This window comes from Rathayibacter sp. VKM Ac-2857 (assembly GCF_013205025.1).
Taxonomy (GTDB): Bacteria; Actinomycetota; Actinomycetes; order Actinomycetales; family Microbacteriaceae; genus Rathayibacter.
The window spans coordinates 656,702-672,542 of record NZ_JABMLE010000004.1 but is presented as its reverse complement, the minus strand read 5'-3'; the positions used below and the strand labels follow the sequence as shown (position 1 = coordinate 672,542).

The window sequence follows — 15,841 nt, the reverse complement described above, 5'->3', positions numbered from 1 at the left end:
GCGAACTCCTCCGGGACCGTCAGAGCCGTGCGGTACGCGAGGTGCATCGCCTCGGCACGCGTGAGGAGGAACTTCGCGGACGTGAAGCCGAGGTCGGCGGCGACGCCGAGCACCGCGCCGACGGACGCGACCGCCCCGGGCCGTCCCTCCGGCGCCTCTGCTCCGCTGTTCTCATCCATACGCGTATTGAATCAGGGACCACCGACACTGGGCCGACCATCGGACCGGACCATCGGACAACCTCGGCGAATCGGGTCTGTGGAGGACTGATCGCCGAGCCGGGCCCGGCGGTACGCGATCGGCGAGCTCAACGGGAGGGCGCCGCCGTGCCGGCGGCGACCCGCCCACGCAAAGTGACGATCGGCGCCGCCTCTGCCCAACCCACGCTCGTGTAGAGCGCGCGCCCCTTCACGCTCGCCATCAGAAGGCCGGTCGTCGCGCCGCTCTCCGCCGCCCAGGCACCGAGGCCGGTCATCACGAGTCGGCCCAGACCACGGCGACGGAACTTCGGCGCCGTCTCGATGCGGTCGAAGACGGCGTCACCACCGACCACGGCCACCTGCCCGCGGGCCGCGATCCCGCCCTCCAGCTGGATGCGGGCGTGCGCCACCCGCCCGACCGCCTCGAGGCGCACCCCGACCGGCGCAAGGGTGCGGGCGAGGCGGGTGGTCATCATGCGCTCACCGCGGGTCACGGGATCGAGGCCCGCCACGGCCTCGAGTGCATCCGCATCGAGCTCCCCGACGACGGTCAGCCAGACCTCGGGCGCGGAGACGGCGCCCACCAGCCGTCGGAGCTCGGGGAGCGACGGGGCCGCGATCACGTACTCGCGCGACCGGGTCTCCGCCGCGACCTCGACGAGCCACGCGTCGCCGTCGCGGCGCGCATGCATCGCGCGGGACTCGCTCCACCCCGCCACCCAGCGATCCACGAGCTCCGGCATCTCGGTCATCACGACACCGTATCCGGACGCCCGGCCCCGCCGATCAGGGCACGAGACGCTGGATGATCGACCCGCGCGCTCCCTCCAGCCGGACCTCCGCGAGTGCCCCGTCGACCAGCGGCAGCTGCGGCGGCTGGTGCCCCGTGTCGAAGTCGAGGATCACGGGCACCCCGAGACCCCCGAGCGCCCGTCGTACCGCGTCGTCCTGGCTCAGCTCGGGAACGGCACCGCCGCCGGTCCGGCCGATCAGCACGCCGTTCGCGTCCTCGAACCAGCCCGCGAGGCGGAGCGAGGTGAGCATCCGGAGCACCGCGACGGCGTCGGACTCGGCCGCCTCCAGGTGGACGATCGTGCCCTCGGGCGCATGCCGGCGCGCGAAGCCGGGGACGTCGCCGTACGGCGTGCCCGCCAGCAGCGAGACCGTCTCGAGGCAGCCGCCGATCAGGCGACCCTGCATCGCGACATCGGGAGTCCCGTCGAGGGACCGCCAGTGCGTCGGCGCCTCGTAAGCGCGCTCCCGGTCGAGCGGCTCGTCCGGCCACGATCCCCAGGGGCGATCCCGACGCCGTGGCGCGGCCTGCTGCACGAACTCAGCGCCGGGAGGAAGGCCCGCGACGTCCGTCCACCGCTGGAACTCGATGGGCAGCTCCCACGGTTCGTCCATGAGGTTCGCGCCGTGGAGCGTCGCGAGCCCGGTGATCGTCGTCAGCGGCAGCAGCAGCGTCGAGACGTCGGACCAGCCGACGAACCAGCGGCGAGCATCGGCCAGAGCGTGCCAGTCGATCGCGTCGAGCAGCTCGATCGCCAGCTCGCCGCCCCACGGCGGGAGGACCGCGTCGCCGGTCCGGAAGGCGTCGTGCAGATCGGCGACCCGCTCGGCAGCGGAAGCCGGCACGAGGCCGGGCGTGGTCGCGTGCGGGCGGACCCGGACGTCGAAGTCGCGCGCCGAGAGGCTCGCGACCGCGGCTCGGAGGCGCTCGTGCAGGTGCTCCGGGACGCCCATCGACGGCGCGGGGACCTCGATGCGAGCTCCGGAGCGGAGTGGCACGGGGTAGGTGATGCTCGCCATCCATCGACGGTAGCAACGCGCCCGGGCGCCCGAGCAGGCGCTCCGCTCAGCGGATCGAGACGACGAGGACGAGGCCCACGAAGCCGGCGGGCAGGGCGAGGAGGCACCAGAGGATCTCCCACCCGTGGTGCCGATGCGACGCGGTCGCCGCGCGGACGAGGGTGAGGACCCAGACGGCGAGGGCACTCGACAGGGCGACGATCCCGGCGGAGAGGAGGAGGGCGCGTCCTGCGGCGTGCTGCTCCTCCGTGCGCGGCACCCCGAACTTCGTGAACGACGAGGCGAACCCGAGGTAGCCGAGCACCAGCGGGGCGGCGATCATCCCGAGGACGGCGATCGCTGCGATGACGACGCTGAGCCGGACTCGCGGAGAAGGAGGCGTTTCCGGGGTGGCGGGATCGCTCGGACGGGGATCGGTCGGACGTGCGCGCGGCTGCTCCAGGGTGTCCTCCTCGGGTCGGCGTCCCGTGTCGGACGCCGCCCGAATTTAGCCGCGGAGGCGGGAGACCGGATGGCTGGCGCGATCCGTCGCTCGGCGGGGTGGGTCGCCCTGGATGCCGGTCGACCAGAGCGGCGCGTCTCGAGAGCCACCGTCGTTCGGTGGTGGATCTCGATACGCCCTCTGCGAGGGCTACTCGATCAGCATGAACGGCCCCTGCTGGCCGGGCAGTGCGCAGCGGCGCCCGCATGCTGGTCGGGCAGTGCGCAGCGGCGTCCGCATGCTGGCCGGGCAGTGCGCAGCGGCGCCCGCATGCTGGTCGAGTAGCGCATAGCGCGTATCGAGACCCGCCCACCGGACGACGGTGGATCTCGAGACGCCCTCTGCGAGGGCTACTCGATCAGCATGAGGCAGGCGCGGGCGCAGACACGGACGGGACAGGCCGCGCCGCGCACCCATGCTGGTCGAGTAGCGCGCAGCGCGTATCGAGACCCGCCCACCGCGAGGACGTCGGTCTCCGCCCCGCCCGCGTCACTTCTCCGGAGTCACCACCAGGCCGACGCCGCCGCCGCGGCGCACGGGCTCGGCGACCGCGGTCATCAGGCCCGAGTCGTCGACCTCGATGGCGGCCACCGCGCCGATCTGCGCGGCCGAGGTGAAGGTGTCGCCGGACGGGGTCAGCTGCTGGCCGAAGGGTGCGAGGTCGTCGGCGTACGCCTCGATGAACTCGGGCTCGGCCGAGGTCGACGCCGTGTTCCGCTGCGACGCCCGCGGCGCCGCGACCGCCTCCGGCAGCGTCATCCCGAGGTCGATGCGGTTGACCAGCGTCTGCAGCACGGTCGTGATGATCGTCGCTCCGCCCGGCGAGCCGACGACGAACTTCACCGAGCCGTCCTCGAGCACGATCGTCGGCGACATCGAGGAGCGCGGGCGCTTGCCCGGCTCGATCGAGTTCGGGTCGCCCTCGACGGGCGTCGCGGAGAAGTCGGTCAGCTCGTTGTTGAGCAGGAAGCCGCGTCCGGGGACGGTCATCGCCGAGCCGCCGGTCTGCTCGATCGTCAGCGTGTACGAGGCCGCGTTGCCCCACTTGTCGACGACGGAGAGATGCGTGGTCGAGACGTTCTCGGTGTCGGGCTGCTCCGCGGTGAGGGCGGTCGCGCAGCCGACGCCGTCGAGCGCGCCGGGGGCGACCGGTCGCGCGGACGCCGTCGCCGGGTCGATCGTGCAGTCGCGGGAGTCCGCGAACTCCTGGCTCAGCAGCGTCTCGGTGGGCACGTCGACGAACGCCGGGTCGCCGACGTACGCGCCGCGGTCCGCGAACGCGCGGGCCGACGCCTCGAGGTAGAGGTGCAGGGCGCTGCCGGTGTCCTCGGCGGAGAGGTCGTGGTTCTCGAGGATGTTCAGCGCCTCGCCGACAGCGATCCCGCCCGAGGAGGAGGGCGCCATGCCGTAGACGTCGAGCCCGCGGTAGGAGACGTGCGTGGGCGCCTGCTCGGCCACCGAGTAGCCGGCGAGGTCGTCCTCGGTGAGCGAGCCGGCCGGCGCGGGGAGGGTCGAGCCCTCGGCGAGCCGCGGGTTCTGCACAGTGTCGGCGATCTCCGCGGCCAGCGCGCCCTCGTAGAACGCGCTCGGCCCGCGGGCGGCGATCCGGGCGAGGGTCTTCGCGAGATCGGGGTTGCGGAAGGTGCTGCCGACCGCCGGGGCGTCGCCGCCGGGCAGGAACAGCTCCGCGGTGTCGGGGAACTGCTGGAAGCGCTCGAGGTTGTCGAGCGTCTGGCTGCGGAAGGTCTCGTCGACGGGGAAGCCCTTCGCCGCGAGCAGGATCGACGGGGCGAGCACCACGGGGAGCGGCAGGGTGCCGAAGCGGTCGACCGCCGCGTCCCAGGTCGCGACCGTGCCGGGGACGCCGACCGCGACTCCCGAGGACACGAGCTGGGGAGTGAACGGGTACGGGGCACCCGTCGCCGGGTCGAGGAACGCGTCCGGGGTGATGCCGGCCGGCGCGGTCTCCCGGCCGTCGATCGTGCTCACCTCGCCGGTCTTCGCGTCGAAGTAGACGAAGTAGCCGCCGCCGCCGACTCCGGCGCTGTACGGCTCGGTCACGCCGAGCGCGGAGGCCGTCGCGACGGCGGCGTCCGCGGCGTTGCCGCCGCGCTTCAGCACCTCGAGGCCCACCCGGCTCGCGAGCGCGTCGACCGAGGAGACCGCGCCGCCGTAGCCGACCGACGTCGACGGCGAGACGACCGGGCCGCCGAGCGCGTCGCGGAGCTCCTGCGCCGACGGCAGCCCACTTCTCGGCACCCCGGGGATCGGCCAGTCGAGGGCCGATGCCGGGGCGGCACCCGCCACTCCGAGCGAGGCGATGACGGCCGCTGCGAGAGCGATCCGGCGGAGTCTGCGAGTCGTGGCCATGAGGTTCCTCCATCGGAACTCGGTGCGTGCGGAGCAGGTCCCTCCAACCTAGGGCGGCGGCGGCGGGCGGGCTACTGTGCGGTCAGAGCGCCCGCGGCCGGTAGGTGTCGATCAGCGCGTCGAACAGCCGGTTCATCTTCTCGTCGACGGTGCGCCGAGCCGGGTCCGCGTCGTACCACTCCACGATCTCGCGCGCGCCGTCGCTGAACGGGACGGCGGGGGAGTAGGCGGGCACCAGGCTCCGGATCTTCGCGTTGTCGAACACCATCGAGTGCGCCTTGTCGCCGATGATGCCCGCGCCGAGCTCCGGGTCGGCGGCGGCGATCGCGTCGGACGCGACGTGCACGATGCGCGCCTCGACTCCTGCGGCGGCCGCGAGGTCGTGGTGGATGCGGTCCCAGGTCGGCGCCTCGTCGCCGGTGATGTGGAACGCCTCGCCGATCGCCGCCGGCGCACCGAGCAGGCCCACGAGTCCGACGGCGACGTCGCGGCTGTGCGTGATCGTCCAGAGCGAGGTGCCGTCGCCGGGCACGACCACCTCGAGTCCGCGCCGCATCCGGTCGATCACCGTCCAGCCGCCGTCGACCGGGAGCGCCGTGCGGTCGTAGGTGTGCGAGGGCCGGACGATCGTCACCGGGAAGCCGGTGCGCCGGTACTCGGCCACCAGCAGGTCCTCGCAGGCGATCTTGTCCCGCGAGTAGCTCCAGTACGGGTTCCGGAGCGGGGTGGACTCCGTCACGGGCAGCCGCGCCGGCGGCTTCTGGTAGGCCGACGCCGAGCTGATGAAGACGTACTGACCGGTGCGGCCGGCGAACAGGTCGATGTCCTGCTGCACGTGCTCCGGGGTGAACGCGGCGAACTCGATCACCGCGTCGAAGCGCTCCTCCCCGAGCGCCTCGCGCACCGAGGCCGGGTCGCGGACGTCGGCGGTGAGCGTCCGGACGCCCTCGGGCAGCGGGCGGATCGAGGTCCGTCCCCGGTTGAGCACGGTCACCTCGTGCCCGACCGCGAGCGCGCGGCGCACGCCCTCCGAGCTGATGATGCCCGTTCCTCCGATGAACAGCACGCTGAGGGGCACGGCGGACCCGACCTTCCGATGAGGGGCGCGCGCGCCGCTCCGGAAGCGGAGGGACGTCGTCGACACCGGCTCCATCACCTCACACCCGCGGCGGTTCCGTCGAGGGGCTAGCGTGAGGGTCGACGGTTCTGCGGGCCGACTCGGGGGAGTCATGAACGGACGGTTCGACGAGCAAGCCACTTCGACGGCGTGGCGGCGCTTCTGGGAGCGCGGCGGGTTCTGGCGGGCCCTCCTGCTCGCCGCCGTCTACTACGGCCTCTACGAGCTGATCGGCTACCTGCTCGGCTTCGTGGTCGGCGACACCGGGAGCGCGCTGCGCGGCGAGGAGGGCTCCGCGACCGACGTCTTCTTCTCGATCGGCCTGCCGATCCTCCTCGCGAGCGTGCTGCTGGTGCTCTTCGCGCTCTCGCTGCGGTGGCTGCGCGAGCTCTTCGCGAAGCAGACGATCCGCGGCCGCGGCTGGATGTGGATCGGCATCGGCGTGGTCCTCGCGATCAACGTCTCGGCGCTGCTCGACATCGACTACGCCGATGCCGGGGGAGCACTCGTCGCCTCCTGGCTGCTGACCGGGCTGTTCGTCGGCTTCGCCGAGGAGACGCTCACCCGCGGATTCGTCGTGAACCTGATGCGCAGGCGCGGCCACGGCGAGATCCGGGTCGCCCTGGCCTCGGCCGGGATCTTCGCCGCGCTGCACATCGGCAACGTGTTCACCAGCGACCAGGGCGTCGCCGTCACCGCGCTCCAGGTCGTCTACACCTTCGGCTTCGGCATCGTGATGTACCTGGCGCTCCGGGTGACCGGCACCCTGCTCGGGCCGATCCTGCTGCACGCCTCCACCGATCCGACGCTGTTCCTGCGCGCCGAGCATCCGGCGGGAACGATCGCCGGTCTCCTGCCCGCTTTCAGCACCTACCTCGTCATCGCGACGGGACTGATCCTGCTGCTCGTGCTCGTCGTGAGCGAGCGGCGCCGGCGGCGCAGCGCCCTCGAGCAGGGAGCGACGGCATGACCGCCGAGCGCCGTCCGGTCCCGCGCGTCATCGCCGTGGGCGTCGTCGCCGCCGTGCTCTACGTGCTGATCGCGGCCGGCGTCGGCACCCTGCTCGACCCGCTCGCGGGTGGCGACGAGACCCTCGACTTCGTCATCGGCACCTGGCTCCCCGTCGGGGTGCTGATCGTCGTCGGGCTGCTGTTCGCCCGGCGCGCGGGCTGGCTCCGCGAGGCCTGGACCGCGCCGTCGCCGTTCACCGAGCGCCGCCGCTGGTGGCTGCTCGCGATCCCCTTCGTCCTCGTCGTGCAGACCGTGCTGCTCCTGCTCGCCGTGCCGTGGGCGGAGCGGGAGCTGCCGATGGTGCTGGTCTTCCTGATCGGCTGCCTCCTGATCGGCGCCGGCGAGGAGCTGTACTTCCGCGGCCTCTTCCGCGTCGCGGTCCTCGGCCACCACGGCGAGCTCGCCGCGCTGCTGATCACCTCGATCGCCTTCGGCCTCGCGCACACCGCGGGCTACCTCCTCAACGGCGTCCCGCTGCCCGCGACCGCACTCGCCGTCGCCTTCCTCGCGATGGACGGCGCGATCTTCTACGGCGCACTGCGGGCGACCGGGACGCTCTGGGTGCCCATCGTGCTGCACGGCCTGGGCGACTTCGCCCGCTTCCTGCAGCAGGGCGGCGACGACCAGAGTGCCGCGCCCAGCTTCGGCGGCGATGCCGTCACCGCCCTCGTCGAGTACGTGCTCATCGGCCTCTCGATCGCGCTGGTGATCAGTGTCGCCCGCAGCGACCGGCGCGAGCGGCGCGACCGGAAGGCGCGCGCCGCGGCCACGTGATGCCCCGTCCGACGGGTACTGCCAACCCCTCCCAGCGGCCGCGCTCGCGTCCTAGCGTGGAGGGATGACTCAGCAGCTCACCCTCAACAACGGCGTCACCCTCCCCTCCCTCGGGCTCGGCGTCTTCCAGAGCTCGCCCGAGGAGACGACGGCCGCCGTGCTGTCCGCCCTCGAGGCCGGCTACCGCCACATCGACACCGCGGCCGCCTACGGCAACGAGCGCGAGGTCGGCGAGGGGATCCGCCGCTCGGGCCTGGACCGCTCGGAGGTGTTCGTCGAGACGAAGGTCTGGGTCACCGACTACGGCTACGACGAGACGCTGCACGCGTTCGAGAAGGCGACGGGCAAGCTCGGCGTCGAGCAGCTCGACCTGCTGATCCTGCACCAGCCCGTCCCGTCGCGCTTCGACAGCACGATCGCTGCGTACAGGGCCCTCGAGAAGCTGCTCGCGGACGGCGGTGTGCGCGCGATCGGCGTCAGCAACTTCACGCCCGCGCACCTCGCGCGCCTCCTCGCCGAGGTGGACGTGATCCCGGCCGTCAACCAGGTCGAGCTGCACCCCTACTTCGCGCAGCCCGACCTGCGCCGCGAGCACGCCGAGCGCGGGATCCTCACCCAGGCCTGGTCGCCGATCGGCGGCATCACCTTCTACCCCGGCTGGGGCGACGAGCGCCGCAGCGTGATGGACGACGCGACGATCGGCGCGATCGCGGCCGAGCACGGCAAGAGCCCGGCGCAGGTGATGCTGCGCTGGCACCTGCAGCAGGGCCGCTCCGCGATCCCCAAGTCGACGAACCCGGAGCGGATCGCCGCGAACATCGACGTCTTCGACTTCGAGCTGAGCGAGGACGAGCTCGCCCGCATCGACGCTCTCGACACCGGCGTCCGCAGCGGCCCCGACCCCGACGTGGAGCGGCCGGCGCTGTTCGAGCGCTCGATCCCCGAGGCGTGAGGGCCGACGGCGCGGGTGCCGGCGCTCTCGGCGGGGGAGCAGGAGCGGTCGGATACCGTGACGACGCACCCCGAGCACAGCCATCCCGACGCACAGGAGGAGACACCATGACCGACCCGATCGGCATCCCCGAGGCCACCGCCCTCGAGAGCACCCGGCGCACCATCGCGATCCTCGGGGCGGGCGGCGACCTCACCGAGCGACTGCTCCTGCCGGGCCTCGGCCGCGTCGCGGAGCTCGCCCGCGACTCCGAGCTGACCCTGATCGGCGCCGCGCGCACTCCGCAGAGCGACGACGAGTGGCAGGGGCTCGTCCGCCGCAGCCTGGAGGCCGCCGGGATCGCCGCGCACACCGTCGACGCGCTCGCCTCGCGCGCCCGGTTCGTCGCGACCGACGCCTCCGACCCGGAGCAGCTGAAGGCGTTGCTCGACGCCTGCCCGTCGACGCCCGTGCTCTACGTCGCGCTGCCGCCGGCGATGGGGCACAGGGTCGCCGACTCGCTCTCGAAGCTGGACCTCCCGGAGGACCTCGTCGTCGCGATCGAGAAGCCGTTCGGCGAGGACCTCGACGACGCGATCGCGCTCAACGCCGCCTTCGCCCCGGTGATCTCCGAGGACCGCCTCTGGCGCGTCGACCACTTCCTCGGCAACGCGACCGTGATGGGCATGCTGGGCCTGCGCTTCGGCAACCGCCTGCTCGAGACGAGCTGGAGCGCCGAGCAGATCGAGAAGGTCGAGATCGTCTACGACGAGACCCTCGGGATCGAGGGGCGCGCCGCCTTCTACGACGGCACCGGCGCCCTGCGCGACATGCTGCAGAGCCACCTGCTGATGGTGCTCGCGCTGACCACGATGGAGCGCCCGGACGAGGTCTCGCCGCAGGACGTGCACGACCGGATGGCGGAGGCGCTCGGCGCCGTCCGCCTCTGGCGCGACGACCCCGCCACCGCCCGCCGTGCCCGCTACACCGAGGGCCGGGTCGACGGCCGGTTCTTCCCGTCCTACGTCGACGAGCCCGACGTCGATCCCGAGGCCGGTACCGAGACGCTCGCGCAGCTGCTGCTCCAGGTCGACACGCCCCGCTGGGCCGGCGTGCCGTTCGTCCTCCGCTCCGGCAAGGCGATCGGCGACCCGCGCCACGAGGTCGCCGTGCACTTCCGCGCCGCGACGCCGCCGCGGGGCCTCCGCTCCGGCGACGATGACGCGTCCGGCACCGTCCTGCGGATGTCGCTCAAGGGCGGCGCCGTGAGCCTCGACCTGCTGGTCAACAGCGCCGACGATCTGACCGACGTCGAGCGCACCACCCTGGAGGCGCAGCCCGGCGCGGCCACGCTCGACCCCTACGCGCAGGTGCTCGCCGGCATCCTCCAGGGCGACACCCTGCTGTCGGTCCCGGGCGCCGTCGCCGAGCAGTGCTGGCGCATCGTCACCCCGGTGCTCTCGCACTGGGCCGAGGGCGGCACCCCCCTCGACGAGTACGAGGCCGGCAGCACGGGCCCCGAGGGCTGGTAGCGGGAGCGCCGCCTGCTGGTCGAGCAGCCCTAGAAGGGCGTGCGTCCTCCTTGCTGGTCGAGCAGCTTCGCGAGGGCATGCGCCCTTCATGCTGGTCGAGCAGACCCTGAGGGGCATGCGCCCTTCGTGCTGGTCGAGTAGCCCCGCAGGGGCGTATCGAGACCCGGCGTCGCCAGCAGAGCGGGTCTGCAGACTCGTCCTTCCGACGCTGGTGGATCTCGATACGCCCGCTGCGCGGGCTACTCGATCAGCACGGAAACCCTGCAGCCCGCGTGAGGTGCTGCCACCTGCTCTGCTGGTCGAGCAGCCCCGCAGGGGTGTGCGCTCCACATGCTGGTCGAGTAGCCCCGCAGGGGCGTATCGAGACCTGCCCGCCGCCGCCGCCCTCAGACGTCGACGCTGACCGTCCGGGTCGGGAGGCCGAGGAACGCGGGGGCCTCACCCTTCGTCTCGGGGGCGACGGGGCCTCGCGTCACGGTCGCCGTGACACGGAAGCTGCCGGAGGGAAGCGGCGTCAGCGCGCAGTACATCCGCCCCGGTCCGAGGGACGCCACCTGCATCACCCGCCCGTCCCGGTCCGTGTACATGCCGCCGCTCCGATAGCTCCCGGCCGGGACCACGAGGTGGGCGGAGTGCGGGCCGTCGACGAGGAGCCACTCCGACCAGTGCGCGACGTCGTGCTCCGTGGTGACGTCCATCCGGGCGTCGCTGAGGAGCTCGACCGGTGCTCCGATCGGTCCGCTGTGCGCTGCCCGGAGCTCGAGGATGAAGTTCCCCGACGACAGGGAGTCCAGGAAGAGGCCGACGTACGGTCCGACCTCGAGTCGTCGCGGGGCGGACGCGGTGGCCCCGGGGGCGCCGACCGCCGCGGCGACGACAGGTGCCGCCCAGGCGATCGCGGCCCTGCGGGTGACTCCCGGATCGTCGGAACGACTGTCGGACATGAGATCCCCCTGGGTCGAACGGCTCCTCGCGACCCGTCGGGCGGCCGATGCCGGACGGGTCCCGCAATCCTCGGTCTCCGGTGCGGATCAGTCGAATGATTGGCGCGATGCAGCCGACCTGGCGCGGGATCGTCGGTGCGCGGCTTCGGGAAGCTCCTCTGCTGGTCGAGCAGCCCCGGAGGGGCGTAACGACACCGCCGTCCTCAGTCGCGTGGATCTCGATACGCCCGCTGCGCGGGCTACTCGATCAGCATGCAGGGGGGGCGAGGCGCGCGTCATCGCCCTTCCCATGCTGGTCGAGTAGCCCCGGAGGGGCGTATCGAGACCCGCCGTCGTCGGGAGGGTGGATCTCGATACGCCCGCGATGCGGGCTACTCGATCAGCATGCAGGGGGGCGAGGCGCGCGTCATCGCCCTTCCTATGCTGGTCGAGTAGCCCCGGAGGGGCGTATCGAGACCCGCCGTCCTCAGCAGGGTGAGTCGGCAGACACGCTGCTCGATCAGCGTGGAGGGGGTCAGCTCGCGGTCAGGGCGTCGCGGAGGCGGACGCGGGAGCCCATGCGGAGCAGGGAGTTGGTGTAGATGCGGCTGGCGACGGCCATCACGGCGGCTGTCGCGACGACGAGGAGGCCGAGCGAGAGCAGCGGCTCCCACCACTCCGCCTCGCCGAAGAACAGCCGCACGGGCATCGCGACGGGGGCGCTGAACGGCACGTAGGACAGGATCGTCATCACCAGCGGGTTGTCGCCGAAGAGCACGACGCCGAAGTACGGCACCATCACGAGCATCATCGCGGGCGTCATCACCGAGCCGGTGTCCTCCTGGCGGGAGACGAGCGCGGCGCCGGCCGCGAAGACGCTCGCGACCAGGACGAAGCCGAAGACGAAGAACACCACGAACCAGATCAGCGGCGCGGAGAGCAGATCCAGTAGCTCGGTCTGCCCCGTGATCGCGAGCCCGAGCGCCGACGCGGCGGCGATCGCGGCGGCCGTGCCGACGCCGATCACCGAATTGCCGAGGATCTTGCCGGCCAGGAGCGCCCGGGCGGGCACGGCGGCGAGCAGGATCTCGACGATGCGGGACTGCTTCTCCTGCACGGTGTTCTGCATGATCGTCGCGCCCGAGCCGAGCACGGCGAGCATGAACACCAGTCCGAAGGCCAGTCCGATCAGGGTGCGCAGTCCGGACGGCGTCTCGGAGGGCTCGAGGAGCTCGACGGCGGGGCTCGCGGAGAGCGCGGAGACCAGCCCTTCCGGTGCCTCGTCGAGGGCGAGGATCGAGAACCCGATCGCGTCGTCGCTGGGGACGAGCGCCGCGTCGACGTCGCCGGAGCGCACCAGCTCCTCCGCCTCGGCGACGCTCCCGACCTCAGTGACGTCGAGGGCGTCGGCGGCGGACAACGAGGACGCAACGGAGCCGACGACCGCCACAGGGGTCGCGTCGGCGGTGCGGCTGCTCAGCACGTTGCCGAGCACGATCCCGCCGATCACCAGCACGAGCGTGATGACGGTGGAGACGATGAACGCCTTCGAGCGGATCTGCGAGAGGATCTCGCGCTCGGCGACGAGGAGCGTCGCGCCCCAGGTGCTCAGCCGGCCGTCCTGGGCGCCGGCGCCGGTGCCGCTCGCGCTCCGCGTGCTGCCCGTGCTCCGCGTGCTGCTCGTCGTCATCGGACCGCCTCCGTCTTCCTCTCGGCGCCCGCGGGCGCGCTCACCACGATGTCCCGGAAGATCTCTCCGAGGGTCGGCCGCACGGGCCGGAACGACGACACGGCGCCGCGCTCGACGGCCGCGCGCAGCACGGCGTCGGCGGCTCGCGGGTCAGCGTGGAAGAGCACCGACGTACCGGCCAGCTCCTCCACCTCGACGCCGGGGACGCCGCGGACCCAGCCCGCGTCGCCGTCGATCTCGAGCGACCACCGGTCGCCGGAGTACTGCTCGCGCAGCGCCTCGCGCTCGCCCGCGGCCTTCACCTGGCCGCCGGCGATGATCACCAGGTCGTCGCAGAGCCGCTCGACCACGTCGAGCTGATGGGAGGAGAACAGCACCGGGATGCCGCGGGCGGCGTGCTCGGCGATCACCGTGACGACCTCGTCGACCGCGAGCGGGTCGAGTCCGGAGAACGGCTCGTCCATGATCAGCACGTCCGGGTCGTGCACCAGGGCGGCCGCCACCTGCACGCGCTGCTGGTTGCCGAGCGAGAGCGCCTCGAGCTTGTCGCGGCGGCGCTCGATCAGGCCGAGGCGCTCGAGCAGGTCGTCCGCGCGCTGGACGGCGGTGGCCTTGTCGATCCCGTGCAGCCGGGCGAGGTAGGCGAGCTGCTCGCCGATCTCCATCTTCGGGTAGAGGCCGCGCTCCTCGGGCATGTAGCCGAAGCCGTGCAGCGCGGCCTGGCCGACCGGCGTGCCGTCCAGCGTCACCTCACCGGAGTCGGGCCGCAGGACGCCGAGGATCATCCGCATCGTCGTGGTCTTCCCGGCGCCGTTGCCGCCGACGAAGCCGGTGAGCCGGCCCCGCCCGACGTCGAAGCTGACGTCGTCGACGGCGCGATGCGTCCCGAAACTGCGACTGATGTTCTGCACGCTGAGCATGCGACCTCCTCGGATCCGACTGACCCCTCCACGCTACGGAGAGGGCGTCGCCGGCACCTCCGGCGCGGGGGTGAACGGCGGTCTCCGCCTCAGGACGGAGGAGCGTCCGTCGCCCGTCGCGGGTCGACCAGACCGGAGCGGTAGGCGAACGCGACGGCCTGCACCCGGTCGCGGAGCGAGAGCTTGGTGAGCACGTTCGAGACGTGGGTCTTGACCGTCGCGCGGCCGACGGTCAGCAGCTCGGCGATCTCGTCGTTGGAGAGGCCCTGGGCGAGCAGGCGGAGCACCTCGGTCTCGCGGGCGGTCAGGTTCTCGGGTGCCGCCGCCGGAGGAAGCGCGGGCGGCCGGTCCCGCTCGCGGGCGACGGCGCGCTCGATGACGGCCCGGGTCAGCTCCGGCGCGAGCAGGGCGTCGCCCGCCGCGATCGCGCGGACGCCGGCGACGAGGCGCTCCGGCGGCGAGTTCTTCAGCAGGAAGCCGCTCGCGCCGGCCTCCAGCGCCGCCAGCAGGTAGTCCTCGCGCTCGAAGGTGGTCAGCACGAGCACCTGCACGATCGCGCCGGGCTCGGCGAGGATCCGCCGGGTCGCCTCGAGCCCGCCGATCCCGGGCATCTCCACGTCCATGCAGACGACGTCCGGCCGGGTGCGCGCCACGACCTCGACGGCCTCCTCGCCGTTGGAGGCCTCGCCGACCACCTCGATGCCGGGCTGCAGCGAGAGGATCGTGCGGATGCCCTGCCGCATCAGCGCGTGGTCGTCGACGAGCACGACGCGGATGCCGCTCACGTCCGCTCCCTCGCTCCTGCGCGCATGGCGAGCGGCACGGCGACGCGGACGACCCAGCCGGAGCCGGCCCGCGGCCCCGCCTCGAGGGTTCCGTCGAGGGTCGCCGCGCGCTCGCGCATCCCCAGCAGCCCGAGGCCGCCGCTCTGCCGGCGCGGACCCGGCCGCCCGAGCCCGTCGTCGGCGACCTCGAGCTCGACCGAGTCGCCCTCGTAGCGCAGGTGCACGCGCGCGCGGGTGCCGGGCCCGGCGTGCTTGAGGACGTTCGTGAGCGACTCCTGCGCGATGCGGTAGAGGTTCAGGCCGACCAGCGCGGGGAGGCTGACGGGCTCGCCGACCACCTCGAGCGAGACGCGCAGACCCGAGGCCTCGGCGTCCGCGACCAGCGCCGGCAGCGAATTCAGATCGAGCGAGGCGGTGACCGGATCGAGCACGGACTCCTCGTCGCGCAGCGTGCCGAGCAGCTGGTAGAGCTCGCCGACCGCAGCGCGCGAGGTCCCTTCCAGCGCCCGGAGCTGCTCGTGCGCCTTCGCCGGGTCCGCGTCGACGAGCATCCGCGCCGCTCCGGCCTGGACGCCCATCAGCGAGACGTGGTGGGCCACCGCGTCGTGCAGCTCGCGCGCGATCCGCAGCCGCTCGATCGTGATCGCCTGGCGGGCGACGGTGGACTGCTCCTCCTCGAGCTGGCGGGTGCGCAGGTCGGTCAGGGCGCGCTGCCGGGCGGAGGCCCAGGCGTGGTCGCCGAACCACCAGGCGCCGGCGAAGTAGAGGACGTTGATCAGGATCTGCTGGAGCATGTAGGCCGCGACCGGGGTGAGCGCGCCGATGCCGGCGCCGTCGAAGTCGAGGTCCTGGGTGCTCGCGCGGAAGAACGTGATCAGCAGCCAGACCGCCATCACGGCGACGAGCACGCCGCGCGCCCAGCCCGCCCGCGTCCGGTTCTGCTCCCAGGCGCCGACGCTGTAGAGCGCCATGAAGAGCGCGATGTTGCTGATCGTGAGCTCGGGCACCCGCAGCTCGCCGACCAGCAGGAACGCGGCCCCGATGACGGCGAGCACCGCGACGGGCGCCGCCCGCCGGAACGCGAGCGGCAGGACCACGACGGCGAGCACGGCGGCGCTCAGCGCGGGCGACGCGGGATCGGTGAACAGCCCGATCGCGCGGCCGAGCACCAGCGAGAGCACGGCGGCGCCGAAGAGGACGGCGGCGGTCGCGACGTCGGCCCGGCGCTGATCGGGCGTGGCGGGCGACCGCCGCCAAGCGCGGGAGTCCGGAGCGGCAGTCATCCCGCCAATCTA

14 protein-coding genes are annotated in these 15,841 nt (G+C 72.9%); 4 read left to right on the top strand and 10 right to left on the bottom strand.

Annotation, left to right across the window (positions count from 1 at the left end):
• Positions 1–307: 307 nt before the first annotated feature.
• From HQQ86_RS20020 to HQQ86_RS20000, 5 genes are all read right to left on the bottom strand, one after another.
• The gene (locus tag HQQ86_RS20020) at positions 308–952 is read right to left on the bottom strand and encodes a GNAT family N-acetyltransferase (protein ID WP_173290359.1); all 645 of its coding nucleotides are present in this window, start codon (positions 950–952) and stop codon (positions 308–310) included.
• A gap of 34 nt (positions 953–986) precedes the next feature.
• Positions 987–2,012, bottom strand: coding sequence for a S66 peptidase family protein (locus HQQ86_RS20015; RefSeq protein ID WP_173290357.1), 1,026 nt, complete (start codon positions 2,010–2,012; stop codon positions 987–989).
• A gap of 46 nt (positions 2,013–2,058) precedes the next feature.
• A complete protein-coding gene (locus tag HQQ86_RS20010; RefSeq protein WP_173290356.1) occupies positions 2,059–2,334 on the bottom strand; it encodes a hypothetical protein in 276 nt (91 codons plus the stop codon).
• A gap of 648 nt (positions 2,335–2,982) precedes the next feature.
• Positions 2,983–4,863 (bottom strand): gamma-glutamyltransferase, encoded by a 1,881-nt coding sequence (ggt, locus tag HQQ86_RS20005; RefSeq protein WP_173290354.1) that lies wholly within the window; start codon positions 4,861–4,863, stop codon positions 2,983–2,985.
• Between the two features lie 82 nt (positions 4,864–4,945).
• Positions 4,946–5,941: an SDR family oxidoreductase gene (locus HQQ86_RS20000; protein ID WP_367948747.1), complete on the bottom strand. Its 996-nt coding sequence runs from the start codon at positions 5,939–5,941 to the stop codon at positions 4,946–4,948.
• A gap of 151 nt (positions 5,942–6,092) precedes the next feature.
• Between HQQ86_RS20000 and HQQ86_RS19995 the strand changes: the two genes are divergently transcribed.
• The 4 genes from HQQ86_RS19995 (at position 6,093) to HQQ86_RS19980 (ending at position 10,228) form a co-directional block, all read left to right on the top strand.
• Positions 6,093–6,950, top strand: a complete 858-nt coding sequence (locus HQQ86_RS19995) for a CPBP family intramembrane glutamic endopeptidase (protein WP_173290352.1) — start codon at positions 6,093–6,095, stop codon at positions 6,948–6,950.
• Complete coding sequence (locus HQQ86_RS19990; protein WP_173290350.1) at positions 6,947–7,765, top strand: CPBP family intramembrane glutamic endopeptidase; 819 nt, start codon at positions 6,947–6,949, stop codon at positions 7,763–7,765. Before HQQ86_RS19995 ends, HQQ86_RS19990 begins: the two co-directional genes overlap by 4 nt.
• A 64-nt stretch (positions 7,766–7,829) precedes the next feature.
• Positions 7,830–8,717, top strand: a complete 888-nt coding sequence (locus HQQ86_RS19985; protein ID WP_173290348.1) for an aldo/keto reductase — start codon at positions 7,830–7,832, stop codon at positions 8,715–8,717.
• A gap of 107 nt (positions 8,718–8,824) precedes the next feature.
• Complete coding sequence (locus HQQ86_RS19980; RefSeq protein ID WP_173290346.1) at positions 8,825–10,228, top strand: glucose-6-phosphate dehydrogenase; 1,404 nt, start codon at positions 8,825–8,827, stop codon at positions 10,226–10,228.
• 386 nt (positions 10,229–10,614) lie between these two features.
• Here HQQ86_RS19980 and HQQ86_RS19975 read toward each other — a convergent pair whose 3' ends face one another.
• The 5 genes from HQQ86_RS19975 to HQQ86_RS19955 form a co-directional block, all read right to left on the bottom strand.
• Entirely contained in the window at positions 10,615–11,172 is a 558-nt protein-coding gene (locus HQQ86_RS19975; RefSeq protein WP_173290344.1) for a hypothetical protein, read from the bottom strand.
• Positions 11,173–11,686: 514 nt separating this feature from the next.
• Entirely contained in the window at positions 11,687–12,841 is a 1,155-nt protein-coding gene (locus HQQ86_RS19970; RefSeq protein WP_173290343.1) for an ABC transporter permease, read from the bottom strand.
• Complete coding sequence (locus HQQ86_RS19965; RefSeq protein WP_173290341.1) at positions 12,838–13,761, bottom strand: ABC transporter ATP-binding protein; 924 nt, start codon at positions 13,759–13,761, stop codon at positions 12,838–12,840. Before HQQ86_RS19965 ends, HQQ86_RS19970 begins: the two co-directional genes overlap by 4 nt.
• An 89-nt stretch (positions 13,762–13,850) precedes the next feature.
• Entirely contained in the window at positions 13,851–14,546 is a 696-nt protein-coding gene (locus HQQ86_RS19960; protein ID WP_173290339.1) for a response regulator transcription factor, read from the bottom strand.
• Positions 14,543–15,829: a sensor histidine kinase gene (locus HQQ86_RS19955; protein ID WP_173290337.1), complete on the bottom strand. Its 1,287-nt coding sequence runs from the start codon at positions 15,827–15,829 to the stop codon at positions 14,543–14,545. The genes HQQ86_RS19960 and HQQ86_RS19955 overlap by 4 nt, the downstream gene beginning before the upstream one ends.
• Between the last annotated feature and the right edge of the window lie 12 nt (positions 15,830–15,841).

Excerpts from the sequence above, each read along its gene's own strand:
- HQQ86_RS20010 (WP_173290356.1), bottom strand. The coding sequence starts at position 2,334 with ATGATCGCCGCCCCGCTGGTGCTCGGCTACCTCGGGTTCGCCTCGTCG.
- HQQ86_RS19980 (WP_173290346.1), top strand. The coding sequence starts at position 8,825 with ATGACCGACCCGATCGGCATCCCCGAGGCCACCGCCCTCGAGAGCACC.
- HQQ86_RS19985 (WP_173290348.1), top strand. The coding sequence starts at position 7,830 with ATGACTCAGCAGCTCACCCTCAACAACGGCGTCACCCTCCCCTCCCTC.
- HQQ86_RS19965 (WP_173290341.1), bottom strand. The coding sequence starts at position 13,761 with ATGCTCAGCGTGCAGAACATCAGTCGCAGTTTCGGGACGCATCGCGCC.
- ggt (WP_173290354.1), bottom strand. The coding sequence starts at position 4,863 with ATGGCCACGACTCGCAGACTCCGCCGGATCGCTCTCGCAGCGGCCGTC.
- HQQ86_RS20020 (WP_173290359.1), bottom strand. The coding sequence starts at position 952 with ATGACCGAGATGCCGGAGCTCGTGGATCGCTGGGTGGCGGGGTGGAGC.
- HQQ86_RS19955 (WP_173290337.1), bottom strand. The coding sequence starts at position 15,829 with ATGACTGCCGCTCCGGACTCCCGCGCTTGGCGGCGGTCGCCCGCCACG.
- HQQ86_RS20015 (WP_173290357.1), bottom strand. The coding sequence starts at position 2,012 with ATGGCGAGCATCACCTACCCCGTGCCACTCCGCTCCGGAGCTCGCATC.
- HQQ86_RS19970 (WP_173290343.1), bottom strand. The coding sequence starts at position 12,841 with ATGACGACGAGCAGCACGCGGAGCACGGGCAGCACGCGGAGCGCGAGC.
- HQQ86_RS19995 (WP_173290352.1), top strand. The coding sequence starts at position 6,093 with ATGAACGGACGGTTCGACGAGCAAGCCACTTCGACGGCGTGGCGGCGC.
- HQQ86_RS19975 (WP_173290344.1), bottom strand. The coding sequence starts at position 11,172 with ATGTCCGACAGTCGTTCCGACGATCCGGGAGTCACCCGCAGGGCCGCG.
- HQQ86_RS19990 (WP_173290350.1), top strand. The coding sequence starts at position 6,947 with ATGACCGCCGAGCGCCGTCCGGTCCCGCGCGTCATCGCCGTGGGCGTC.